Source organism: Marinobacter sp. DY40_1A1, from assembly GCF_016597815.1.
GTDB lineage: Bacteria > Pseudomonadota > Gammaproteobacteria > Pseudomonadales > Oleiphilaceae > Marinobacter > Marinobacter xiaoshiensis.
This window is the reverse complement of record NZ_VCHA01000001.1, coordinates 787,879-810,032: the sequence shown is the minus strand read 5'-3', so window position 1 is coordinate 810,032 and position 22,154 is coordinate 787,879. Positions and strand designations below refer to the sequence as shown.

Genomic DNA, 22,154 nt, shown 5'->3' with positions numbered 1-22,154 from the left:
GTAACACGTAGTATCAGTTATCCTGTATCCGTCACCCTAGCTATAAGGTAGCTCCCTGGATCATGAGCACACTTTCAGGCCCCACAAAAACCGCCCAGGCTCCCGAAGTCGCAGCCTATTGGGCAGAACGCCGCCGGTACCTGGAGCGCATTCGCAAGTCCCCCGAGGTGCGCCAGCGCTTCTGGCGCGAGGTGGCTATCTACCTGGCGCGCCGCCTGCTTTGGTCGTTCGGTTTCTTCCCCATATTTATGGCCTTCTGGATACCGTTGGTGCTGTCCAGCTTCAATCCTGTAGTGATGGCGTCAGACTTGATCCCGCTGCTCCAGGATTTTGTGAGCAGCAACCCGGAGGTTCAGGCTACAACACTCAGCACCCTGACCATCGCCTGGGCATCGGTAGGCTTTTTCTTCCTTATGTTTGATTTTGTTCTGACACCGTTCAAATCACCCTACGAATATGAAGCCGATGTCTACATGAGAGCCTGGGAACAGCTCAACCATGACCAGCTTCCGTCCAAAGTGTGATTTGGCCAGCATTCTGGCCAAGTTCAGACACTTTCTGTTACATAACGCCGCTCTCGCTGGGTAAGATGAACTTGCTCGCGAATTTGTAGAATGCAGGATTAAGAGGTTCCGCCATGGTCGATTTCAGACCACTTTTGTTTTTGAATGCCCTGGCTCTTATGCTTCTGGTAACAGCTGGCTTTGCTTCTGTTCGGAGCGAAATGCCAATTGCGGCCGCGCCTCTGCAACCCGCGCAAAATGTGACTCTACCGAAGCCCGCAAACAAACCAGCGGTAACACAAAGCCCACAAGTGCTCGTCGAAGCTCCAGCACCAGCACCAGCACCAGCAATTGAAACTGTTGCAGAAGCACCGGTTGAAGCAGAAACACTCCCGATGGAACAGCCGGCGAGCGCCGAGCAATTCAATATTCCCGACCTTCCGGATGAGGCGGTCATGCTTGCCTCTGCGGAACCGCCAGCAGCAATGGCCACATATACCGCCAAGGCTGTGCCAGAACAGTCACCTGCCCCGACAACCGGCACCCTTACACTGCGCTCTAACGTGGCTGGCGACCGGGTTGAAATCAACGGCAAGGAATACGGCCCAACGCGACTGGACCTTGAACTGGCCCCAGGCAAATACGACATCACCATCAAAAAGGACGGGTTCCGCCCCTGGCAGCAAAGCGTTGCCCTCGATGCTGGCAACGAGTTGACCCTCGTAGGCAAACTTGAAGCCTACACCACCGTTAATTACCAGAACGGGAATTGGCGAGGTGGCATAAAGACCGGCGACGGAACCTATGAAGACAAAGACGGCCTGAAATACGAAGGTCAATTTGCAGATGGCGCTTTCCACGGCTCGGGCACAGCCTGGTACCCGGATGGCACTCGCTATGAGGGTGACTGGGAAAATGGCAAGCGTTCGGGTGAAGGCGCATGGCGCGACGCCGATGGCTCACGCTATACCGGGCAATTTGCCGACGATTCGTTCCAGGGCCAAGGTACTCTCACCCTTGCCAATGGTGACATCCTCACCGGGGAGTGGTCACAGGGTCGGCTCAACGGCCACGGTTCCCTGACAACAGCAGACGGCATGCTGTATGTCGGAGGGTTTCGCAACAGCGACTTTCACGGGCGTGGCACCCTCACCTACCCGGATGGCCGTCACTACGAAGGCGATTTTTCAAATGGCACCTTCCATGGCCGTGGCTCGGAAGTTTTTGCCAATGGCAAGAAATACGAAGGCGAGTATATTGAAGGCAAGTTCCACGGAAATGGTTTGCTGCGCAACCCGAATGGCAGCTCCATCGAGGCGACATTCCGCCACGGTGAACCCTATGGGCAGGTTCGCCTGACCACGGCGGCAGGTGAGATATTCACTGCCAGAACGACAGAGCCCGGCGTGTGTTATCGGGACAAAAGCTACAGGGCCACACAGTGCCCGAAACTCGAAGGCTGGTAGCTTTAATAGTAAAACCAGCCCGATAAACAACGCGATTGAAGTAACAGCTTGAGGTAGTAAGGATGGCGATCAAGAATGCTCTTCTGGTGGACGACTCCAAGGTAGCCAGGTTTGCCCTGAGCAAACTGCTGGAAAGCCGTGACATGCATGTCAACATGGCAGGCTCAGCCGAAGAAGCCCTGGACTTTCTGGACAGCAACGAACATCCGGACGTCATCTTCATGGATCACCTGATGCCTGGCATGAACGGCGTGGAAGCCACAAAGGCCATCAAGAGCAATCCGAACACCGCGGGCATACCAATCATTATGTGCACGTCTCAGAAGTCGTCATCTTTCACCAAAGAGGCGAAAAACTTCGGGGTCTACAACATCCTTACCAAGCCCACTCAACCAGACGGCCTTGGCATGGTGCTTGAGCAACTGGCCATTGATCTGAAAGCTGGATCCCTCCCTCTCGCACCGATACAGGAAGCAGAACAAGACGACCTGGCTATTGGAGTTACCCAAGGCGGATCGCTGGAATTGTCAGCCGAGCGGTCCGATCTTGAGTCTGCCCTCAATGGCAAGAAGACATCCAGCACCGTACCGCTCACAAGCGATCTGATTGAACAGATTGCCCGCTCTGCAGCCCATGGCCAGGTTAATAGCAATCTGCATGAATTGCTCAGCTCACTGTTTGATGAGCAGTTTGACAATCTCAAGCGCGCGCTGGATGAGTCAAGGGGCAAGCAGGAAAGCATCATTGAAGATCGCCTGGGCGCCATGAGAGCAATGATAGAAGAGCGGACCCGAAATCTGAGCGATGAAGTCGCGGCTGAGGTAAATCTAAATCTGGGCCGGGAACTTGCCGACCTTAAAAAGGACCTCTCACGCAACTCTGGTTTTACTGCAAACCACATGGCAGAACTGAAGGACCATATTACCAGCGTACAAACCATTGATACGGAGTTTTGGCAAACACTGCAATCTGAAGCCATCCAGCAAGCTCACGAAATCTCCCGTGAGACTGCTGAAGACATAGCTCAGCGCACAATTGACTTGTTTGTAGCGCAGCAACGTTCTGCTTCATCCCGAATCTACACCGTCGGACTGGCTGTTAGCCTCGGGGTATTCAGTCTGGGTATTGCCTGGCTTGCAGGGCTCTTCGGCTAAGCACCTCCCTGATTCTCGCCCAATCTTCCGGGGTGTCTATGTCGTCATGGACACCCGGAATATCCATTCGCGTCGCATTGGCTTCTGCCAACAGCCCCCCTGCACCTCGATCACCCTCAAGGGTCAGCACGTCTGGCCAAAGCCACCGCGGCAGATAGGCTGGCACACCTGGGCGCCGGCCATAATCTGCGGCCGCTGGCGTCTTCGGAAAACATCTCACAGCTTCACCAAACGCTTGAAGGGCGTCTCTGTCTAACAGCGGCTGATCCACCACCAACACAAACACTCCCCTGGCCCTCGGCCCCAAACTTCGGATGCCCGCTACCAGGGAAGCGGCCATGCCTTCATGCCAATCAGGCACAGGCACCCAGCTGGAGGGCTGCTGGCTGCAGCGAAAACGAATCAACGGATACCAGGCCCCGCAGGCAACACGCACATCCCGGCTAAGCAACCTGGCTTGCCCGATGGCGTTATCCAGCAGAATGTGACCTCGCCCCTGTTCGCCGCTCACCTTTAATAGAGCCTTGGGGCGACCAAACCGGCTGGAAGCCCCGGCTGCGAGCACAAGTGCCGGAAAATCCTGATCGAAGTCATGGCGAGAGGCAGTTATGATGTCGCTCCTGATAAAGCAATGAACACGAAAAGAGTGGCGAGCAACGATTCAAGGCATTAGCTCGACAAGACACTCACTCAGGGATTTTTGCTAGAATCCCCCCATCAATCAACTATACCCGCCCGGAAATTTAATGAACCATCTGTTTGTAGACAACCTCACCGTTATTGATTTCGCTTACCTGGATCCCGCCCGTGGATTAGTCGGGGAAAGCTGGATTGCCGACGTGGTGCTGGGGGGCGAGCTTGATGAACAGGGCATGGTATTCGATTTCAGCAATGTGAAGCGCACTATAAAGCGCATCATCGATGAGCGCGTGGATCACAGGCTTGTGATACCCCGTGGCTACGAAGGCCTCTCCTGGAATCAGGATACGCCTGACACCTTCACCTGGGCACTTGCCGATGGCAGTCACATTATCCATCGCTCCCCCGACGAAGCCGTTGTATGGCTTTCTGCAGACCGGGTTATGCCATCGGCTGTCGCCGCTCTGCTCGAACGTGAATTGCTGGCTGTTCTACCTTCGAATGTCACTTCAGTGCAGATCAACCTGCGGGAAGAGGAACTTGAAGGAGCTTATTATCACTACGTGCATGGCCTTAAAAAGCACCTGGGCAACTGCCAGCGCATCGCCCATGGTCACCGCTCACCTATTCGGATAGACCGCAATGGCAAGCGTGATGAGGAGCTGGAACGCTCTTGGGCCAAGTTATGGCAGGATATTTATGTGGGCTCTGAGGAAGATGTCGTACGTCGCCATGTTGACGCCGGCGTGGCGTACATAACCTTCGAATATGAGTCCAATCAGGGTGAGTTTGCCCTGACCCTGCCCGAGGCGCGGGTTTATATGATGAACACAGATACGACTGTGGAATTCATTGCCGCTCACATTGCAGACGAGCTGAAAGCCAAATTCCCATCTGACACGATTCTTGTGAAAGCCTACGAAGGTGTTGGTAAAGGTGCCATAGCTTCCCGCTAACACTGCCTACTCCGAGCACTGACAAGCAGGGAGAGTGTGCTCCCAAAACACGCCGTGAACCCATCCATGGGGGCTTGGTGTTGCCATCCCTGGCAACACACAGTTTTGGGAGCACACTCTCCCTGCTTGCCACCATAGTTTCTGTATTAGCCTTCAGCTTTTTCTTCAGGCACAAAAAAACCGCCCGAAGGCGGTTTTTTTGATGGCTATCCGGTGGACTAAACCGTCAAGCCGTATTGGCGTCCCCTAGGGGGTTCGAACCCCTGTTGCCGCCGTGAAAGGGCGGAGTCCTAGGCCACTAGACGAAGGGGACTAGAAAATTGGTGGAGCCAGACGGGATCGAACCGTCGACCTCAACACTGCCAGTGTTGCGCTCTCCCAGCTGAGCTATGGCCCCAACGGATGCGTATATTAAGGATCCACCCCATGGTCGTCAACCTTTCGCCCCACTTTTTTCAACTTTTCTGAACTTCCTTGTTCATTGCGCTCATTTCTTGGTCAATCTGGTCATTAAGCGCCCAAAGCCGCGTACTCTTTCTCCACTTTCTTGGTTTCTTTCTTGGAGAAACCACCGAGCACTTCCAGAGCTTGGCGCAAGCGGGCGCGAGTCATATCCGGGCCCAACATATCCATGGAATCCATAACAGACCAGGAGTTCGGGGTACCAGCAATAGCCACAAACACAGAAAACATGAAATCGCCCATTTTCAGATCCATGGCTTTCGCCAGGAATTTGATATCTGCGAAAATGGTGTCCTTGCTCCAGTGACGTTGAGCCTCCAGCTTCCACAGAGTGAACTGCAATACCCGTTTGATCTGAGATTCTTCCAGTTTGTTGTGGGCAAAGTTCTCAGGCTTCAAATCCAGCATGCCAGAAAACATAAACTGGGCCATGGGCGCCACATCGGAGAACACCTCTGCCCTACCCTGGATATGGGGCACCATTGCCTTGAGCGAATCCTTGTTGAACCACCACTGGCTCATGCGCTCCACAAACTGGTCTTCTGTGAGCTCGTCGCGCAGCCACTGGCCGTTGAGCCAACGTAACTTCTCAACATCAAACACCGGGCCGCCAAGGGAAACGCGCTGGATGTCGAAATTCCCGATCATCTCATCCAGGGTGAACTTTTCACGCTCATCCGGCATGGACCAGCCCATACGGCCAAGGTAATTGGTTACCGCTTCCGGCAAAAAGCCCATGCGCTCGTAAAAGTTAATGCTGGTGGGGTTTTTGCGTTTTGACAGCTTGCTCTTATCCGGGTTGCGCAGCAGCGGCAGATGACAAAGTACCGGCATATCCCAGCCAAAATACTCGTACAGCAACTTGTGCTTGGGCGCAGAATTAATCCACTCTTCGCCACGCAGTACGTGGGTAATTTCCATCAGATGGTCATCAACCACGTTCGCCAAGTGATACGTCGGCATGCCATCGGATTTCAGCAGGATTTGGCAATCCACCTGTGCCCAATCGATTTCAATGGTGCCCCTGAGCATGTCATCAATTTCGCAAACACCTTCGTCGGGCACTTTCATGCGGATAACATAGGATTCACCCGCATCCAGGCGACGCTTGATCTCTTCCTGGGACAACTCAAGGTTTCCCTTGATACCCGGGTTCAGGCCTTGCGCCTTGCGATCTTCTCGAATGGCATCCAGCTCTTCAGGCGTGCGAAAACAATAGAACGCATGGCCAGCTGTCACCAGATCTTCGGCGTACTGAGCATAAGAGTGCTTGCGCTCTGACTGACGATAAGGACCATGGGGGCCGCCCACATCGGGACCTTCATCCCAGTTGAGGCCGAGCCAGCGCAGAGCCTTGAGAATATCCTGCTCGGATTCTGCCGTACTACGTGCCTGGTCGGTATCTTCAATGCGCAGGATAAACTTGCCACCGTGCTGCCGGGCAAAACACAGGTTAAACAGGGCCACGTAGGCGGTACCAACATGTGGGTCACCGGTGGGTGATGGGGCAATTCGGGTACGTACAGTCATGGAACCTTCCTGAAAATCGGTGGCCGTTTGATTAGCCCGGTATTATACCGGCCCGGGCATTATTTCGCATGAGTGCAAATCGTATCATTGCGCTCACGCTTTGAGACACAACAAGATTTTGCGATGGCACCACTAGCGGTGTTACATTATAACATTACCAACACGCACCAGGATTCAGACCTAACATGCGCATCCAAATCATAGCCCTGGCTCTAACACTGACAACCAGCACCCTGCTCTATTCCGACAACACGCTTGCCGACACTCGCATTCTCACTTCCATCAAGCCACTGGAACTTCTGGTGCGCGCGATAGCCACGGAAGATATGCAGGTAAATACACTGGTGCCGCCAGGCGCCAGCCCTCACAACTATTCGATGACACCGTCAAAGCGCAGGGTACTGGAAGATTCCGATGTGATTTTCTGGGTAGGGCCCAAAATGGAGACGTTTCTGAATCGCCTGCTGACGGGCAGCGAATTTGGCGGACGCTCGACCACACTCATGGAACACGATGAAGACAGCGAGCACGCTGCCAGTGCAGATAGCCACGATGAACACAGCCACGGACATGACCATGGAGATGGTGAAGACCCTCATATCTGGGTGGACCCACACATGGCGCTAACCATGGCAGAAACAATCCGAGATACCCTGGCCCAACGGAACATGGCAGACAAGCCTGCCCTCGATGCCAACCTGGAAGCATTCAGAGCATCACTGACAGCCAAAGAGCAGCAAATCCGGAAGCAACTGGAGCCCTTGCGGGATACCAGCCTGTTTGCATACCACATCGCCTTCACACGGTTCGCAGAGCACTACAACCTGAATGTAGAGGGTGTGCTAACACTCAACCCCGAACTATCGCCGGGAGCCAGACACATAGCTGAGGTTCAGAGCAGCCTGCGCCGTGCAAATCATCCCTGCCTGCTAACGGAGCCCCAATTCAACCGGCAGTGGTGGCGTTCCATCACCGCCGGGCTGGATGTGACATTCAGCACCTGGGACCCACTGGCTACAAACATAACCGCAACTCCGGAGGGTTATGTGGCCTTCCAGCAAAGCATTGCCGATGCCGTGCTCAAGTGCCTACCAGAGAATGCTGAGCATTAAAGGAATAGACACCATGGCCAGAAGTGTCTGGCCACTGATGATACCCGCCATCAAGGGTGCATCGCCGCCCAACTGGCGCGCCAGGATATAGGCCGAGGTCGCTGTTGGCAGAGTGGCCAGCAGTATCGCTACTTGCACCAGGGTGCCATCAAGGCCCAACAGAAGGGCCAAGCCTGCGGCCATAAACGGGAACAGCAACAACTTTAAAACAGACGACACTACGAAAGGCACGGAAGCGCCTCGCAGGGCTTTTAGCTGAAGCCCTGCGCCAACAGTCATCAGCCCCATAGGCAAGGCCAGATTGCTTAGCGGCTCAAGTGTTCCAGCGAGAAGCGGATGAAAGCCAATCTCGAAAAAGCTCCAAATCACCCCAAGAACTGACCCTATAATCAACGGATTTGACGCAATGGCACGCACTACCGGCGCTAGCCGTGCCGGGCCGTCGGATGTGACAATCGAAAACATAAGAATGCACAGCAAATTAATCAGCGGCACCATGACGGCAACGGCAATAGCCGTGAGGGACAAACCATCATCGCCAAGTAGCATGCCCCCCGCCGCTAGCGCGACATAGGAATTAAACCGGATAGCTCCCTGGTACACCGAAGAAAAAACCGGCCCATTCCAGCGCCAGAAGAACTGCACAACCACCAAAAGCAACGTCATCGCCAGCAGCATGGACGCGATAAGCAAGGCAGTGTCACCATAGGCGGAGGCGGGTAAACGAGCCTGCCCAAGTTTGAACACCAGCATGGCGGGAAAAAGTACGTAGTAGGTAAAGCGCTCAGCCTGAGGCCAGAATTCAATCGAAGGAAATGCCCAGCGCCTGAACAGGTGCCCTAAAACAATCAGCGCAAAAACAGGCACAAGCGCCTGAACCATAACCGGCATACCGAATACTCCAGCATCAAAAACTGAAAAATAAGCATCTATCCCGAACTTGGTACCGGGAAACAGCCGAGCATATCAGATGACCAATAACCCGTCCCGAAGTGGTTATTTCTATAGTGCTCTATGCCTACGGTCATCTGCCCCGGTAGTCAGCGCGAGCCATGCCTGCGAGAATAATTCCCTCTACACTGCGAAATTACTTTTATAACTTTAGCCAGCTTAAGGGACAGCCCATGCACAAAGATTCAGAGCACGGTAAGGCAACTCGAATCATCCATAACCGCCGCCACAAGGATGGCTTTGGCAGTCCCTACTCGCCGATTTACAACACCACTACCTACCGGTTTCCGGATACAGCAGCGCTCCAAGAGGTCATTGCAGGCCGTGCGCCGGGTAATCTGTACACTCGCTGGGGAAGCAACCCATCCATCCAGGAGCTGGAACAAGGCCTGGCCAGCCTTGAGGAGACAGAAGATGCGCTAGCCTTCGCCTCGGGGATGGCCGCCATCTCGGCAACCCTGTTTGCCTATGGTCGAAACGGCATTGTATGCGTTGGCGACCTCTACGGCGGTACACAGGAACTGCTGACCAAGCACATGGAACCTCTGGGCCTTCCCGTTACCTTCCTGTTACGACATGAACCCGATCAACTGGCCAGCGCCCTGAGCAAACCCGGCATGTTGGTGTACTGCGAATCGCCGGCCAATCCGACGTTGAGCATACTGGACATTCAGCAGCTGGCGCAGCAAGCCCATGCCAAGGGCGCCCTGCTTGCAGTAGACAATACCTTTGCATCGCCGGTGAACCAACGGCCGTTAAACCTGGGGGCAGACTTGAGCCTTCACAGCGCAAGTAAATTCCTTGGTGGGCACAGCGATATTACAGCAGGCGCAGTCATGGCCTCTGCGGAACGAATAAAGCCCATAGCCCAGTGGCGCAAAAACCTCGGCCAGATTCTCGCACCAGAAACCGCTGCTCTACTCTCTCGCAGCCTCAGAACCCTGCCCCTGCGGGTAAAGCAACACAATGAGAACGCATTGGCGGTTGCCCGCGCGATGGAAGGCCATCCGGCCATAAAACGAGTGCTCTATCCGGGTTTGCCAGACTTCCCGGGCCACAACCTGGCCAAGCAACAAATGGACGGATTTGGTGGTGTGTTGACGATAGAGATCAAAGGGGATCGGGAACAGGCGGTAAAAGCTGCCGACAACTTGCAGGTTTTCTTGCTGGCCACCAGTTTGGGTGGCGTGGAAAGCCTGGTTTCCCAGCCCTGCGCCACAAGCCATTATGGAATCAGTCAGGAGGAACGGGAACGCCGTGGCATAAGCGACAGTATGCTGCGGCTATCTGTTGGGCTTGAGGATGCAGAAGACCTGATAGCAGACCTTCAGCAGGCCCTTGGCACGCTATAAATCGCCGTTATCCAGAAAGTCGCGAAGGGCTACAGCGTTATTGTGCTCTGTATCCTTTGCGGCGAACACCAGGGTTATGCGCTTGTGCTCTTTTAGAATCGCCTGCAGTTCCTTCAGAGCGTCGGCCGTGTCTCCCTCCTTCGAGGCTTTCAGCTCCTTCAGGTAACGCTGGCGAAACTCTTTCCACTTCTCAGGGTCGTGATCAAACCACTTTCGCAGCTCAGTGGAAGGCGCCAGCCCTTTTAGCCAGGCCTCGAGATCAGCATCTTCCTTGGCAACGCCACGGGGCCACATCCTGTCGACCAGAATGCGCGGGCCGTCAGAACGTGCGGCGTCTTCGTAAGCTCTCTTGATTCGAATATCCATCAGCAAGCCTCCGTTTGTCGCTCAAACAATATCATCCGGGTTTAACTGTTCTACCGAAGTTTTGCCCAGCAGTGCAAGAGTCAACTCAACCTCATAGCGGAAGTTGTCCAGCATTCGTACGACTGCCGCCTCACCGCCGGCTGCCAGTGCATAAGCCCATGCACGCCCCACCAGGCAAGCGTTCGCGCCAAGGCAAAGCGCCCGCACAACATCCTGACCAGACTGTATACCGCCATCAAACAGAATCTCGGTTTTTCCGGACACGGCTTCTACGATGGCGGGCAGCGCCGAGATGGTTGACGGCGCACCATCCAGTTGTCTCCCACCATGGTTGGAAACAACAATGCCATCGGCACCAACATCTACCGCCGAACGGGCATCGTCAGGATCCATAATCCCTTTGATAACCAGTTTGCCCGACCAGTGCTGGCGTACCCATTCGAGATCCTTCCAGGTAACCGACGCATCAAACTGCTGGTCTACCCATGCTTTGAAATCTTCAGGATTGCGGCCCGAGGGCACGGCATCAGACAGGTTGCCAAACGTTAGAGGTTTGCCCTTGATGGCAACATCCCAAAGCCATAGGGGATGGGAAAGCAAATCAGACAGCTTTTGTATCTTGCCCCAAGACGAGAGGCCGCCATTCATGCCGTTACGTATATCTCTATAACGTACGCCAAGTTTGGGAAGATCCACTGTAAACACCAGAGTTGAGTATCCGGCTTTGTGTGCACGATCAAGCAAGGCTTCCGAGTAGCCCCTGTCCTTCAAAACATACAGTTGAAACCAGTTAGCCGCAGTGGCTGCCGCGGCAACCTCTTCCAGCGAACAAATGGACACGGTGCTGAGGCAAAAGGGCACGCCAGCTTTCTTCGCTGCCCGTGCTACCTGAACCTCTCCCCTGCGGGCGAGCATGCCGGCCAGACCAACTGGCGCAAGAGCCAGTGGTAAAGAGGTATCCTGGCCCAGTATTCGTGTAGCAGCAGAGGCAGCAGACACGTCCCGCATGACTCGTTGGCGGAAGTGCAGCTTTTGGAAATCCCCCGCATTTTCCCTGAGGGTCTGCTCCGAAAAGGCACCACCGTCAAAGTAATCGAACATCATTCGCGGCAGTCGCGCTTCCGCGATCTTGCGGTTATCCATTGTATTTGCAGGCGTAATCATTATTTTACGTATTCTCCGGCAGACCATTCAGGATAAGGCCGCCACTGTTTTTTCCAGGCTGCTATTTTCTCTGGTTTCATGGGTCTGGCAATGGCGTAGCCCTGAGCATGATAGCAACCAAGGCGAATCAGAAGCTTCCCGTGTTCCATGGTTTCTACCCCCTCCGCCACCAACTTTTTGTCGAACGCATGAGAAAGGCCAATTATGCCTTTGAGGATTGCTCTATCGTCACCATTCAACAATGCACTGCTTACAAAGCCCTGGTCTATTTTCAGGGTTCTGACAGGTAGCTTTTTGAGGTACGAAAGTGAAGAGTAGCCGGTACCAAAATCGTCCAATGAAAAGGTTACCCCAAGGCTTTCGCATTCCCGAATAATACTGCCTGCCTTATCAAGCTCACCAAGAGCAGCTGTTTCAAGTATTTCCAGATCCAGTCTTTGCGGCGCAACATGTGGGTATCTGGCCAGCGCCCCGGCCAACCTGGTTGCAAAATCCGGGTGCTGGAGATGTACCGCAGCAATATTCACACCCACATCCAAAGCCAAGCCTTCACTATCCCAAACCGTCATTTGCCTGAGCGCCTGGCTAATAACCCACTCACCTATGCTGATCATCAGTGGGTGATACTCCAATGCTGGCAAAAATTGCATTGGGCTCAAGGTACCTTTTTCCGGGTGCTCCCACCGAATCAGCGCCTCAACACCTATTACTCCGCCAGTTCTAAGACAGACCTTGGGTTGATAGAGCAACCTGAACTGATCGCCTGCAAGCCCGGCACGAATGTCCGCCAAAAGCCGCTGGCGCTCAACTGACTGGCGCTGTGCGTCGGCATCCAGAAACAGCCACTCACCTTTTTGTTCCTGTTTGGCGCGAAACAGCGTGTGGTCAGCCTGCCGCAAAAGCGTATCCCCATCATCCGCGCCGTGATGGGGAAATCGGACAACACCAGCGGTGAATGCCATGCTCACACTGCCACCATCAAGCATGAACGGCTGCTCTGCTGTTAGTCTCAATGCCTTTAGCTGGGCTTCTACTTTTCCGCTATCGGCCAAAAGCACAACAAATTCGTCTCCACTGATCCGCGCGAGTTTCCCAGCTTTGCCAATTGCATCCTTCCAGCGCCGGGCCAGCAAGCCAAGCAGTCGGTCGGCAGATTCTTCGCCAAAGCGGGCGTTCACTTTGTGAAAATTATCCAGATCAATAGAGATCACAGCGAAGGATTCTGCCGGCAGATGTTCCTGCTGCATAACATGCCGGATCTCCCGGAGTATTCCATTACGATTCATCAGCCCTGTAACAGGATCCGAATACGCGAGAAACTGCAACTGCTCTGCATGCTCTGACGCTTGTTTCTCGAGTGCGGAATTAAGGTTGTCGTGATGCAAGCGAGCGAGTTCATCCTCAGCTCTGAGCCGCGCCATTTTTTCACGCATCAATTGCATGGCACTGGCAGCCAGCTTTTCGTAGATTTCCAACAAGGCCGAAACCATCACAGACACCGCACCGCTCAGTTCGCTATCAACTTCATTTTTGGCTTCTGATAAAGGAACACCTCGCTCCACCGCTTTGATGGTGAGAGCCATTCGGCGATCAGACTCCAGAATATGAAATGCCAGCCATCGGGTCAGGTAGGAGAACAAATCGCTCATGACTTTCTCCCCTGGCTCATCACTGGAGCGAAACATCTGGATCTGAACGAAGAACAGTTGATGGCCATCGTGGTGGTTTTGCACCATTTCCTGCTCACCGAGAGTAGCTTTCCAGATTTCCTCCTCAGCCTTGAAATGGTAAGCGGCATAAGAAAGCAACTCATCGAGAACATGGCTAACTTCAAGCTCGGAGTTGCTGGATGCGAAATGCCAGGCAAGCCTGTTAACTATTTCAACAAGCACCTTGTGCTGCTCATCAATTGTTTCAATGCCCGTTTCAAAATTCCGGTTCCATGGGAAAATTTCGAAAACGGCAGCGTCTGCTTCAGACATGATCAAGAGCCCAAACTTGTTTGATAGGAACTGCCCTAAGCATAGACTAAATTGCGGCCATTCTTTTCATCATCACCACTAAAATGAATAACATAGACAACCGCAATGCGCTGGATCATTCCCGAGTCGTACAAATTGATATATCCGTAGGTGAAAGCTACCTGCCTCTGCTAGAACTTTGGACGTTAACATCACTTGGAGCGCGCTTAACCGGCAGTTGGCCCTTCGCGCTTCAGCGAGGCAACGAGGGATAACGCAATGGAAACTATCACCGTCCAACTCTATCGCTACAACCCGGAAACTGACAACACGCCCTATGTGCAGGATGTGGAAGTGGATGCCAGTTACCGCAACCGCATGGTACTGGACGTTCTTGAGTACCTGAAAACGGTCGATCCCACGCTTTCTTTCCGCCGCTCCTGCCGTGAGGGTGTGTGCGGCTCGGATGGCCTTAACATTAATGGCCGCAATGGGCTTGGCTGCATTACCCGGGTGGCCGATGTTCTTGGCAAGTCGTCCAAACTGGTCATCCGGCCACTCCCCGGCATGCCAGTTATCCGTGATTTGGTGGTAGACCAATCCCTGTTTTTCAAACAATACAAAAGCATTCAGCCCTGGTTAATAAACGACCAACCGCGACCCGCGATCGAGCGACTCCAAAGCCCGGAAGATCGTGCAAAACTGGATGGTTTGTACGAATGCATTCTGTGCGCCTGCTGCTCATCCGCCTGCCCCTCCTGGTGGTGGAACCCGGAAAAATACGTGGGACCAGCGGGGTTGCTACAAGCCCACCGGTTTTTACTGGATTCGCGAGACACAGCAACGACTGAGCGCCTGGCAAAGCTGGAGGACCCGTTCAGCGTATTTCGCTGCAGGGGAATTGGTAACTGCACAGCTTATTGCCCGAAGGGGCTCAACCCCATGAAGCAAATTGGCCGGATCAAGACAATGCTTGTTCGTCACCAAATCTAAACCGGAAGTTAATGCATGTTAATCTGGTTTTAACGGCAAATGGCGCGCAAATGCTTACACTTATGCTCTGACTGATCCAGAATCAATATCCAAAGCAACAACTAGCAGGAGCAGCCTGATGCAAGCCATAAGATCCTACACCCAGTCCGTTTCCGCCATTATGGCGTTGGTAATGATACTGAGCTCTATGTGGGCAATTCCTGCCTCTGCCAACATTGTTGGTACCGGCGAACTCTTGACTGAACAAAGGGCTGATATCGACCGAGAAGCTCTGATGAGCATGCTGGAGCGCGAAGACGTAAAAGGCGCGCTTGCCAGCATGGGCGTGGGCGAACAGGAAGTACGAGAGAGAATTCAAAGCCTCACCCCCTCTGAGCTTGCAGACTTTAAACAGCAGCTTGCCGAAGCACCGACTGGTGAAGGAGTTGTAGGAATAATCGTACTGTTCCTGCTGGTTTTCATTATTACAGACATGCTGTGTGCAACGGATATCTTCCCGTTTATTAACTGCATTCGCTAAACATCACCTCCATGCATACTTTCCGGCCACATTCGGCCCGGCTACTATTGGTGGCGCTCCTGGGGGTTATCCTCTCAGGCTGCGCCAGCCAACCAAGATGGCCCGATGCCTACGAAAAAGCCACGCTTACCAACGTACCCTTTCATCCTCAAGAGCTGTATCAGTGTGGCCCTGCTTCTCTTGCGATGATGCTCAACGCCCAGGATGTGCAGGCAACGCCCGATGAATTGGTAAGCAAAGTCTACCTGCCTGAGCGCAAAGGCGCGTTGCAGGTCGAGATGGTGGCAGCGGCTCGCCAATACGGCATGCTGGTTTATCCGCTGAAGCCGGAATTGGACGTTGTGCTAAAGGAAGTTGAAGCTGGGCACCCGGTTCTGGTTTTGCAGAACCTTCGTTTTGGATGGTGGCCGCAATGGCACTTTGCCGTGGTAATTGGCTACGACAGCAAAAAGGAAGTGCTGATACTGCATTCCGGAACAGAAGAGAATTACCGCCTGCCCGCCAGCGCTTTTATGGCAACCTGGGATCGCTCGGAGCGATGGGCACGGGTAATGCTGCCGCCAGATCGGTTGCCTGCGACGGCGGAGCCGTTGGAATTCCTGATGGCAGCCCACGATCTGGAAACGACCCAGCAAACAAACGCTGCAAAACTTGCCTACAGCACCGCCGCCAAAACCTGGCCCGATCAACCTGCAGCCTTGCTTGGTTTGGGTAATCTGGCCTACCAGCAAGGCCATTGGTCAGAAGCGGAAAAATACTACCGCGCCATGACCGAACAATTTCCTGATATTAGTGCTGGCTGGAATAATCTGGCTGAAGCCTTGTCCAAACAAGGCAGAGAAGTAGAGTCTTCTGCCATGCTGAACAAAGCCCAGGAAACGAAGGGACTTGCAAAAAAACCGAGTGCCGATTAACCAGTCTCGGTGGAATTATCCGCGCCAGGCTCTTTGCCCAAAAACAGCTTTTCCAAATTCAGCAAGCCGTCCTGAATAAGATTGAAGCCTTCATCGATTTCCGCACCCAGGGTGTCGTTCATCATACCCAAAGCGACTATCTGTTCTCGTGCTTCAGCATAACCTTTCTCGATACCCGCGCGGGCCTGGGACATCAAATCTGTAAGCTTCTCCAAATCTGCACCACCGTCTGCTTCTGCTTGCAGTCGGTTCTGGACAAATCCGAGGATCACACTGGCAACATCCGAAGCGGTAGGTGGCTGCGCCTGTGCTGCGTACTTGTCCGCCCCGGACACGGCTTTGTTCTGGCCGCCCATGGCTTCCTGAAGCCGCTGCTCCATACGTGCCCGCATCACATTAATAGCATCTGCAGGTGTACGAATAGTTGCCTGCTTTTCGATTCGAGCCTCGGCGGCTACACGATTTGCTGGCCTGGCTTCGGTGGGGCTCGTGTTCACTCGACCGGTCACATCCGGCCCGCGACCAATGATTGGCGCTACCATAACCTTAACCTCCTGCAAGGGCTTATGTGTAATGGCTAACGGCAGGCACTGCGAAAACATTAAGATCAATTGGTTATATTATCGTCAACTGACTCTCGTGCCTGCAACCGCACCAGACAGACAGCAACCAAAGCAACCAATAGCCCTGAGAGTCCAAACGACAAAGCAAAGCCACTTATACCCAGCACCGCCCCAAACAGCAGTGGCGCTGCAAAATGAACGGCCCTGTTCACCATCAAGCGCATACCCAGGGCACCAGATCGCTGCTCTGAACCAACACTTTCGGCCAGAACCACCATCGAAAGCGGCTGTGTGAGGCCTCCACCTAACCCCACAAGGACCGCCAAAACAGCAATGGAGGGTGCACTGGTGGCGAAACCTAAACCTGCTAACCCTACAGTGATAACACCAAGGGCCAGCGTGGTGGCCCTGCCTCGACCTCCTACGGCAAAGATAATCCTTGGTATGAACGGTCGGATCACCATAGAAACCCCTGCCCTGATACTTACCAGTATGCCAATCATCACCGCGCTCATTTCCAGGCTATCAAGGTACACCGGCAGATAACTGCCGAATACGCCCAGGGTAAACATACCAGCCAAGGTAATGGCGATTGATACTTGAACGCCAGTATTGCTCCGAGCCAGCGAAGCTTGTGCGCGAAAACCAGTCAGTTTGCGAGTAACCCGCACGCCCCGAGTGGCATCACCCGTGAGTGCGAGGCCTGATAGCCCCCCGAGCAAAGCAATCCCGGCCATCACCAAAAACAGATTGCCCACACCTCCAGCCCACTGAATCCAGCCCCCGGCGATTAAAGGCCCAACCACCTGCCCACCAGACAGCCACGTGGAATACCAGCCGAAATAGCCTTCAAGTTTTGGCCCAGTGGCCAGGGAGGAAATAATAGTTTGGGCAGACAATACCATCTGCAAATGCGCCAGCCCGATTAATAGCTGACCACCTATTAGCCCATAGTAACCCGGCACTGCCTGCATCAGTAGCAAGCCTGCAACCATCACAAATGCGCCAATCACCAGGGTTACCCTTCCGCCATGGCGCGTAACCAATCCTCCCAAAGGAATGGCCAATAAAAAAGGCAGCAGATACTGAGAACTGAGAATAACGCCCAGCATTAAAGGAGAGGCGCCCAGTTCCAGGCTATATACCGGAACCGTCACTAGCAGCATTGAGTACACAACAAAGCAGAATGTGAGTGACACACAAACCACCATGAAGTTTTGGCCGGCATCATCAGCCGGCCCTCTCAGAATAGTTTTGAGCGTTGGTCTGTTAATACATCACCGGACAGTAGAACAGGGAAATCCACCGACCGTATTCTATTACGTTTGCATCTGCATTTCAGAGCGGCCTCATGGCTCCCCGGCAATACTATAGAATAGGCCGGGAAACTGAGTGGTCAGCAGGTTTGTTATTCAAGGCACTAAATTTCAGGAACGGCTCTATGTTATTAACCGGTATCGATTTCGGACAACTTTATCGCGACCAGATGGCACTGGCTGGCGGCAAGGAAAAACCTGCCAGTGCCTGGGACGCACGGGCTCTAGAGATGCAGAAGCGGCCAAGCGACAGCCATTACACCCAGGCATTTATAGAGCTAACCAATACCAGTGACTGCAGCACCGTGCTGGATATGGGGTGCGGCACAGGCGCTATCGGATTAGCGCTGGCTGCAAAAATGCACCAGGTTATTGGCATGGACTACAGCATTGGAATGCTGCAAGCCTTCGAGAGCAATGCGCGCAAGCAAGGCATTACAAACATTCGCACAATTCAGCGCGCTTGGGAGGACAGCTGGGAAGAAACACCAAAATGTGATCTGGTTGTTGCTTCTCGCTCGACCACCGTTATGGACATGACCGATGCGCTGCAAAAACTTGATAGAACTGCCAACAAGAGAGTCTGCCTGACCAACCTGGTGGGCGGCAGTTTTATAGATCGCGGGCTGATCGAAGCCTTGGGAAGAGAAGTGCGATCCATTCCGGACTACATTTATATCCTGAACATTCTGTATCAGATGGGGCGGCACCCCCGCCTGGACTATATTGAGGCCAATGGGCGCCTGGCGGGTACCGCCAATGTTGAGGATTTTGTCACCAAAGCCGAGCTTTCCCTTGGCACACTCAGCGATTCAGAAAAGCAACGAGCAGAAGCTTGGTACCTGGCTGATTCGAAGCGCGCCAAGCGCGGAGGCGACGGCTTCAAATGGGCGTTTATTTCCTGGGATACCAATTAATCTGGACTGACAGCAATATACGCCTGGCGGGGTTTCATTGTCGCCACAAATGACCCCGCAACAACCAGCGCAGCTGCAAGCGGCAAACGCCAGTCCGGAGCTGCAACCCCAGCAATCACCAGAAAGGCTGCCGCCAATACCGGCACGCCATAAGCCAAGCTACCAACCAACGCTGCCGGACCACTACGAAGCGCTATATCCCACGCCAGCATGGCGAGCCCGTATGGCCCAACGCCCAAACCAATGCCAGCAACAAGAGCCAGGCCGGTGGGCAGCCCGAAAGCAGTGCCGGTGAGCATGTCTGCAATGGTTGCGCCAGCAGCTGCCAGCAAGAACAACCTGGGCATTATTGGCGCAACCGCAACCGGCGCGGCCTGGCAAATCCAGGAATAAAGTGCCCAGCAGCAAGCCGCCATCAACGCCAAGGCATATCCCAACACATACTGTGTGTAACCTTCAGTTCCTGCTCCCGGTGACAACAACATCGCAGCACCGGAAAAAGCAATAAGCGCCCCACACAGCACTGGAATCGGTATCCGGCGATGAAACAGCCACTGACTGATCACAATGAACATGATCGGCCAAGTGTAGGTAATCAACGCTGCCTCCGCTGTCGGTGCCAGACCAACGCCTGTCAGGTAGCCCCCTATTGCACCCAGTATCAGGGCAGGCAACAAGCCATAGATTGCGAGCTTCCACCTGAACGTTAGCTGCGCCTGCGGTTCCCGATCACTGCGCCTGCGGCGCTTGCGAATACTCGCGGGTAACGCAACAACAGCTGCACTAAGCAGAGCAATGGTTGTGAGCTGAAAAGGCGGAACCGAACTGGCCAGATCCACTAACAAGGGCGCGCCAGCCCAGAGCACAACGGCAAAAAGGGCGGCAATGATACTGACGTAAAGTGGGCGTGAAGGACTGATTATCGCATGCACCGTCGTGACTCCTTACAAGGTTAGTGAATTTGATTCGACACTGACATGCTATACAATCCAATAACATCACAAAAACGATGCTTTTTGATACATCCCATCACAGGAATTGATTGATTGAGAAATCGCATCCTGGATCTGAACATGCTGCTGACCCTGGTGACCATCGCAGACACCGGCACAGTAACAGCGGCGGCAGAACGACTGGCCTACACCCAATCCACTGTCAGTATGCAATTAAACCGTTTAGAGGCTGCTATTGGGGTTCCGCTCCATGAGAAGGACGGACGGCGGATAAGGTTTACTCCGGAAGGACAAAAACTCGTGGGTTACGCTCGCAAAATGCTGGAGCTAAATAATGAGGCGCTTGACGACGTACAGCAACAGCAGATATCCGGCGAGGTGAACCTTGGTATACCAGAAGATTATGCCTTTCTTCTAACGTCGGTATTGTCCCACTTCAACCGGCAGTTTCCCGCGGTGCAATTGCAGGTTACCTGCAGATCAAGCGTCGAGTTGGTAAAGCAGGTGCAGGCAGGAAGCATGGATTTGGCGGTCGTCACCAGGCAGGCCAGATCTCCAGGGGGTGAGGTTATACGGCGGGAACCGCTGATGTGGGCCGTCGGTGCCACAGCACAGCCATCTTTGCTGGACCCGATACCTCTGGCGTTATACTCACCCGGAGCAGATGTGTTCCGCGATGCTGCAGAGCAAGCTCTTGCCAGTGCAGGCCGGGATTGGCGAATGGCTTACTCCAGCCAATCCATGACGGGCCTGATGCCCGTTGTCGCAGCAGGCCTTGCCGTAGCTGTGGTAACCCGCAACATGCTAACACCACAACTGCGGGTGCTGGATGAACGAAACGGCATGCCACCCCTGCAGTCTGTAGATATCGCCCTGCACAGGCCACCGGGGCGGCCTTCAGAGCCGGTAAAACAGCTTGCCGAGCTCATACGCAATCACCTGTCCACCGATGAACAAACACTCAACTAAACGCTGTCAGGCTTAAAATGAACAATATAACTACTTTACGGATTGCGACTCTCTCGCCAATTCGCTCTCCCATCAGTGCCTACAGTGAACAGCGAGCTGCCAGCACTCCGGAACATTTACCAGATACCTCGCAAGGAGCAAATCAGCACCTGCTACCCCCGTCGGAGGCCTTGAGCCGTATTGACTGGCCTTGGGCTAACGGCTACGGAACCCTGGCCCATGACAGCCTTCCGAAATTCTTTCTGCCCTTCGACTGCTACAACATCGATACAACAGACTGCGTTGCTCATTCCAGCAACCTCAGACGCCTCGTTGAGGACTGGCGAGGAGAGATCGAAACCTGCCAGCTATTTTTGTATGACGACACTGTGGCACTTCTAAGGCTGGACGTAGTCATCAGCGTGGATGATGCCATCCTGGATGAACTGACAGCCTCAGGCAGTCTCGATAAAACACTGTCTGATGGGGCTGGCTACATACACAAAACGCTGCTCTACCCAATTTTCCAAACTTACTGTAAAGAATTCGACCGCCGCTTCGGAAAGAGCAGATCAGCTCCTGACCAGCTACTCAGGAACCCAAATAAACTGACTGTGTTCAAAGACATACACTTCAAAGAACCCACAGCGCCGGAGAGCCACGTACTTTGGACTGGGCGCAGCATAATTATAAAGCCCGAAAAATTCGACAGCCCCACAGGGGACACTCTCCGCCAGCGGGTCTCCTTTCCCGGCACCATTGATGATCTCAGGCAAAAGCGGCACCACGTTGGTTCCGGCAACGTTCTTGTCATTAGCGAAGACGCAGAGGCCAGCCGTGATGACTGGTTTCGAGGCCTTTCCCTATGCCAGTACTACAACGCCATACTGGCAATCTACAGCAGGATTCTGAAATCAAGTTATTCACAGCTAACCGATCTGCTTGGCGCGCAACGAACAAGAAATGGTGAATTGAACCGCCTGATGGCGGATATTACCCAAAGCCTTGACCATCTCGAGTTCTCAAGACTCGAATTCAACGAAGCGCGAGTGGGTGTTCAGGGTGACAGAGCCGCGATAGTGAACGATAGCTGTGCAGCATGGAAGCTTGATGGGCTGATTCAAAGCGCCCTGGAGCGAACTGACCTGATCCGTTCGCGCATTGCCCGGTTGCTAGCTGCCCGCAAATCTCGCGTAGACAAAACCGTAGAGCTGATACTGGCCGGGATTGGTGGCGTGGCCTTAGTGGAGCTTTTTATCTCTCTCACCACAGCTTCCAGAAGCCTTCCAAAAGATGACTTTCCGGGGTTGTTGGATGTTTTTCTCTGGATGCCACCCAACGGTGCCATTGCCCTGTCATCGTTACTGCTGATGGTGATTTTTATTTATATTTACATCGCAAAGCGATAGTTTCT

The 22,154-nt window shown here is 53.7% G+C and carries 21 protein-coding genes and 2 tRNA genes; 12 read left to right on the top strand and 11 right to left on the bottom strand.

The features are described 5' to 3' along the window. Nucleotides 1–62 precede the first annotated feature (62 nt). From FFI61_RS03740 to FFI61_RS03730, 3 genes are all read left to right on the top strand, one after another. Nucleotides 63–524: a hypothetical protein gene (locus FFI61_RS03740; RefSeq protein ID WP_200201055.1), complete on the top strand. Its 462-nt coding sequence runs from the start codon at nt 63–65 to the stop codon at nt 522–524. Between the two features lie 113 nt (nt 525–637). After that, entirely contained in the window at nt 638–1,969 is a 1,332-nt protein-coding gene (locus tag FFI61_RS03735) for an MORN repeat-containing protein (protein WP_200369330.1), read from the top strand. 62 nt (nt 1,970–2,031) lie between these two features. After that, on the top strand, nt 2,032–3,123 hold the full coding sequence (locus FFI61_RS03730; RefSeq protein WP_200201057.1) for a response regulator: 1,092 nt from the start codon (nt 2,032–2,034) through the stop codon (nt 3,121–3,123). On the opposite strand, the gene FFI61_RS03725 is transcribed toward FFI61_RS03730, so the two are convergent. Next, entirely contained in the window at nt 3,083–3,688 is a 606-nt protein-coding gene (locus FFI61_RS03725; protein ID WP_310965868.1) for a nucleotidyltransferase family protein, read from the bottom strand. The genes FFI61_RS03730 and FFI61_RS03725 overlap by 41 nt on opposite strands. Before the next feature lie 181 nt (nt 3,689–3,869). Here FFI61_RS03725 and FFI61_RS03720 point away from each other — a divergent pair, with 181 nt between their 5' ends. Beyond that, the gene (locus FFI61_RS03720; RefSeq protein WP_200201058.1) at nt 3,870–4,718 is read left to right on the top strand and encodes a 6-carboxytetrahydropterin synthase; all 849 of its coding nucleotides are present in this window, start codon (nt 3,870–3,872) and stop codon (nt 4,716–4,718) included. A gap of 237 nt (nt 4,719–4,955) precedes the next feature. Here the strand turns inward: FFI61_RS03720 and FFI61_RS03715 are convergent. From FFI61_RS03715 to gltX, 3 genes are all read right to left on the bottom strand, one after another. Next, nucleotides 4,956–5,031 (bottom strand) — tRNA-Glu (locus FFI61_RS03715). Nucleotides 5,032–5,039: 8 nt separating this feature from the next. Beyond that, nucleotides 5,040–5,115: transfer RNA gene (locus FFI61_RS03710), tRNA-Ala, on the bottom strand. Between the two features lie 113 nt (nt 5,116–5,228). Then, nucleotides 5,229–6,710 carry a glutamate--tRNA ligase gene (gene gltX / locus FFI61_RS03705; RefSeq protein ID WP_200201059.1) on the bottom strand — a complete coding sequence of 494 codons (1,482 nt, stop codon included), beginning with the start codon at nt 6,708–6,710 and terminating at the stop codon, nt 5,229–5,231. Nucleotides 6,711–6,895: 185 nt separating this feature from the next. Between gltX and FFI61_RS03700 the strand changes: the two genes are divergently transcribed. After that, on the top strand, nt 6,896–7,822 hold the full coding sequence (locus FFI61_RS03700) for a zinc ABC transporter substrate-binding protein (protein ID WP_200369329.1): 927 nt from the start codon (nt 6,896–6,898) through the stop codon (nt 7,820–7,822). On the opposite strand, the gene FFI61_RS03695 is transcribed toward FFI61_RS03700, so the two are convergent. Beyond that, on the bottom strand, nt 7,799–8,713 hold the full coding sequence (locus FFI61_RS03695; protein ID WP_200201061.1) for an AEC family transporter: 915 nt from the start codon (nt 8,711–8,713) through the stop codon (nt 7,799–7,801). The genes FFI61_RS03700 and FFI61_RS03695 overlap by 24 nt on opposite strands. 233 nt (nt 8,714–8,946) lie before the next feature. On the opposite strand from FFI61_RS03695, the gene FFI61_RS03690 reads away from it, so the two are divergent. Then, nucleotides 8,947–10,125, top strand: coding sequence for a trans-sulfuration enzyme family protein (locus FFI61_RS03690; RefSeq protein ID WP_200369328.1), 1,179 nt, complete (start codon nt 8,947–8,949; stop codon nt 10,123–10,125). On the opposite strand, the gene FFI61_RS03685 is transcribed toward FFI61_RS03690, so the two are convergent. The 3 genes from FFI61_RS03685 to FFI61_RS03675 are packed head-to-tail and all read right to left on the bottom strand — an operon-like array spanning nt 10,120 to nt 13,637. Next, nucleotides 10,120–10,491 carry a DUF488 domain-containing protein gene (locus FFI61_RS03685; protein ID WP_200369327.1) on the bottom strand — a complete coding sequence of 124 codons (372 nt, stop codon included), beginning with the start codon at nt 10,489–10,491 and terminating at the stop codon, nt 10,120–10,122. The genes FFI61_RS03690 and FFI61_RS03685 overlap by 6 nt on opposite strands. 21 nt (nt 10,492–10,512) lie before the next feature. Beyond that, nucleotides 10,513–11,655, bottom strand: a complete 1,143-nt coding sequence (locus FFI61_RS03680; protein WP_200369326.1) for an L-lactate dehydrogenase — start codon at nt 11,653–11,655, stop codon at nt 10,513–10,515. After that, nucleotides 11,655–13,637, bottom strand: a complete 1,983-nt coding sequence (locus FFI61_RS03675; protein WP_200369325.1) for a putative bifunctional diguanylate cyclase/phosphodiesterase — start codon at nt 13,635–13,637, stop codon at nt 11,655–11,657. Before FFI61_RS03675 ends, FFI61_RS03680 begins: the two co-directional genes overlap by 1 nt. Nucleotides 13,638–13,895: 258 nt before the next feature. Between FFI61_RS03675 and FFI61_RS03670 the strand changes: the two genes are divergently transcribed. From FFI61_RS03670 to FFI61_RS03660, 3 genes are all read left to right on the top strand, one after another. After that, nucleotides 13,896–14,609, top strand: a complete 714-nt coding sequence (locus FFI61_RS03670; protein ID WP_200369324.1) for a succinate dehydrogenase iron-sulfur subunit — start codon at nt 13,896–13,898, stop codon at nt 14,607–14,609. Nucleotides 14,610–14,727: 118 nt separating this feature from the next. Then, nucleotides 14,728–15,129 (top strand): PA2779 family protein, encoded by a 402-nt coding sequence (locus tag FFI61_RS03665; RefSeq protein WP_200369323.1) that lies wholly within the window; start codon nt 14,728–14,730, stop codon nt 15,127–15,129. A gap of 50 nt (nt 15,130–15,179) precedes the next feature. After that, the gene (locus FFI61_RS03660) at nt 15,180–16,043 is read left to right on the top strand and encodes a PA2778 family cysteine peptidase (RefSeq protein ID WP_320159554.1); all 864 of its coding nucleotides are present in this window, start codon (nt 15,180–15,182) and stop codon (nt 16,041–16,043) included. Here FFI61_RS03660 and FFI61_RS03655 read toward each other — a convergent pair. Both FFI61_RS03655 and FFI61_RS03650 read right to left on the bottom strand, forming a co-directional pair. Continuing rightward, nucleotides 16,040–16,585: a DUF5610 domain-containing protein gene (locus FFI61_RS03655; RefSeq protein WP_200369321.1), complete on the bottom strand. Its 546-nt coding sequence runs from the start codon at nt 16,583–16,585 to the stop codon at nt 16,040–16,042. The genes FFI61_RS03660 and FFI61_RS03655 overlap by 4 nt on opposite strands. 65 nt (nt 16,586–16,650) lie before the next feature. Continuing rightward, nucleotides 16,651–17,805 carry an MFS transporter gene (locus FFI61_RS03650; RefSeq protein WP_310965861.1) on the bottom strand — a complete coding sequence of 385 codons (1,155 nt, stop codon included), beginning with the start codon at nt 17,803–17,805 and terminating at the stop codon, nt 16,651–16,653. 242 nt (nt 17,806–18,047) lie between these two features. Between FFI61_RS03650 and FFI61_RS03645 the strand changes: the two genes are divergently transcribed. Continuing rightward, on the top strand, nt 18,048–18,839 hold the full coding sequence (locus tag FFI61_RS03645) for a class I SAM-dependent methyltransferase (RefSeq protein ID WP_200369319.1): 792 nt from the start codon (nt 18,048–18,050) through the stop codon (nt 18,837–18,839). Here the strand turns inward: FFI61_RS03645 and FFI61_RS03640 are convergent. After that, on the bottom strand, nt 18,836–19,771 hold the full coding sequence (locus FFI61_RS03640; RefSeq protein ID WP_200369318.1) for a DMT family transporter: 936 nt from the start codon (nt 19,769–19,771) through the stop codon (nt 18,836–18,838). The two genes, FFI61_RS03645 and FFI61_RS03640, sit on opposite strands and share 4 nt — an antisense overlap. A 114-nt stretch (nt 19,772–19,885) precedes the next feature. Here FFI61_RS03640 and FFI61_RS03635 point away from each other — a divergent pair, with 114 nt between their 5' ends. Continuing rightward, the gene (locus FFI61_RS03635) at nt 19,886–20,761 is read left to right on the top strand and encodes a LysR substrate-binding domain-containing protein (RefSeq protein WP_200369317.1); all 876 of its coding nucleotides are present in this window, start codon (nt 19,886–19,888) and stop codon (nt 20,759–20,761) included. 17 nt (nt 20,762–20,778) lie between these two features. Continuing rightward, the gene (locus tag FFI61_RS03630; protein WP_200369316.1) at nt 20,779–22,149 is read left to right on the top strand and encodes a hypothetical protein; all 1,371 of its coding nucleotides are present in this window, start codon (nt 20,779–20,781) and stop codon (nt 22,147–22,149) included. The last annotated feature ends 5 nt before the right edge of the window (nt 22,150–22,154 follow it).

What these genes read in the sequence shown, in the direction of transcription:
- FFI61_RS03700 (WP_200369329.1), top strand. Translation starts at nt 6,896, where the DNA reads ATGCGCATCCAAATCATAGCCCTGGCTCTAACACTGACAACCAGCACC.
- FFI61_RS03655 (WP_200369321.1), bottom strand. Translation starts at nt 16,585, where the DNA reads ATGGTAGCGCCAATCATTGGTCGCGGGCCGGATGTGACCGGTCGAGTG.
- FFI61_RS03720 (WP_200201058.1), top strand. Translation starts at nt 3,870, where the DNA reads ATGAACCATCTGTTTGTAGACAACCTCACCGTTATTGATTTCGCTTAC.
- gltX (WP_200201059.1), bottom strand. Translation starts at nt 6,710, where the DNA reads ATGACTGTACGTACCCGAATTGCCCCATCACCCACCGGTGACCCACAT.
- FFI61_RS03685 (WP_200369327.1), bottom strand. Translation starts at nt 10,491, where the DNA reads ATGGATATTCGAATCAAGAGAGCTTACGAAGACGCCGCACGTTCTGAC.
- FFI61_RS03730 (WP_200201057.1), top strand. Translation starts at nt 2,032, where the DNA reads ATGGCGATCAAGAATGCTCTTCTGGTGGACGACTCCAAGGTAGCCAGG.
- FFI61_RS03630 (WP_200369316.1), top strand. Translation starts at nt 20,779, where the DNA reads ATGAACAATATAACTACTTTACGGATTGCGACTCTCTCGCCAATTCGC.
- FFI61_RS03695 (WP_200201061.1), bottom strand. Translation starts at nt 8,713, where the DNA reads ATGCCGGTTATGGTTCAGGCGCTTGTGCCTGTTTTTGCGCTGATTGTT.
- FFI61_RS03645 (WP_200369319.1), top strand. Translation starts at nt 18,048, where the DNA reads ATGTTATTAACCGGTATCGATTTCGGACAACTTTATCGCGACCAGATG.
- FFI61_RS03665 (WP_200369323.1), top strand. Translation starts at nt 14,728, where the DNA reads ATGCAAGCCATAAGATCCTACACCCAGTCCGTTTCCGCCATTATGGCG.
- FFI61_RS03675 (WP_200369325.1), bottom strand. Translation starts at nt 13,637, where the DNA reads ATGTCTGAAGCAGACGCTGCCGTTTTCGAAATTTTCCCATGGAACCGG.
- FFI61_RS03690 (WP_200369328.1), top strand. Translation starts at nt 8,947, where the DNA reads ATGCACAAAGATTCAGAGCACGGTAAGGCAACTCGAATCATCCATAAC.
- FFI61_RS03735 (WP_200369330.1), top strand. Translation starts at nt 638, where the DNA reads ATGGTCGATTTCAGACCACTTTTGTTTTTGAATGCCCTGGCTCTTATG.
- FFI61_RS03680 (WP_200369326.1), bottom strand. Translation starts at nt 11,655, where the DNA reads ATGATTACGCCTGCAAATACAATGGATAACCGCAAGATCGCGGAAGCG.
- FFI61_RS03740 (WP_200201055.1), top strand. Translation starts at nt 63, where the DNA reads ATGAGCACACTTTCAGGCCCCACAAAAACCGCCCAGGCTCCCGAAGTC.
- FFI61_RS03670 (WP_200369324.1), top strand. Translation starts at nt 13,896, where the DNA reads ATGGAAACTATCACCGTCCAACTCTATCGCTACAACCCGGAAACTGAC.